This is a genomic window from Oleiphilus sp. HI0066 (assembly GCF_001635725.1).
Genome location: NZ_LWFH01000661.1, coordinates 1 through 701, shown reverse-complemented (window position 1 = coordinate 701; position 701 = coordinate 1). Strand labels below are relative to the sequence as shown.

The 701-nt window shown below is 45.1% G+C and carries 1 protein-coding gene; it reads right to left on the bottom strand.

Translation table 11 applies throughout. The annotated features are described in order from the left end of the window. On the bottom strand, window positions 1–701 hold a 701-nt coding region (gene mnmA / locus A3738_RS08330; protein ID WP_197473714.1), incomplete at both ends, for a tRNA 2-thiouridine(34) synthase MnmA.

Below are 701 nucleotides of genomic sequence, written 5' to 3'. Positions count from 1 at the left end.
AAACCTTGATGCTTGCCGATGGTGTCTCCTGTATCGGTAATGATATCGCCTGGTTGCGCTGGCAAGTACTGTTTCAAGAAGTCTGAGAATTTTCTCTCCCCAATGAAGCAGATGCCGGTGCTATCTTTCTTATCGTGCGTTACTAGGTCATGCTGTTCTGCGAGTTTGCGCACTTCAGGTTTTTCGATCTCTCCCACTGGGAACAGAGTTTTTGCAATCTTGTCGCCACCAACAGCATACAAGAAGTAGCTTTGGTCCTTGTTAACATCTAAGCCTTTCAATAACCATGCTTCGCTGTCTTTATCCTGCTTGCGCACGTAATGCCCTGTCGCGATGTAGTCTGCACCAAGAGTTAATGCATAATCCAAGAATGCTTTGAACTTAATTTCTTTGTTGCACAAAATGTCTGGGTTGGGTGTGCGACCAGCTTTATATTCCTCTAGGAAATACTCGAATACGCGATCCCAGTATTCAGCTGCGAAATTTGCTTGATGCAGTTTGATCCCAAGTTTGTCGCAGACTGCTTGTGCGTCATTTAGATCTTCAATCGCTGTGCAGTACTCAGTGCCGTCATCTTCATCCCAGTTTTTCATGAATAAGCCTTCAACTTGATAGCCTTGTTGCTGAAGTAAAAGTGCTGATACAGAAGAGTCTACACCGCCTGACATGCCGACGATGACGCGAGTTTCATTGGGAGATTT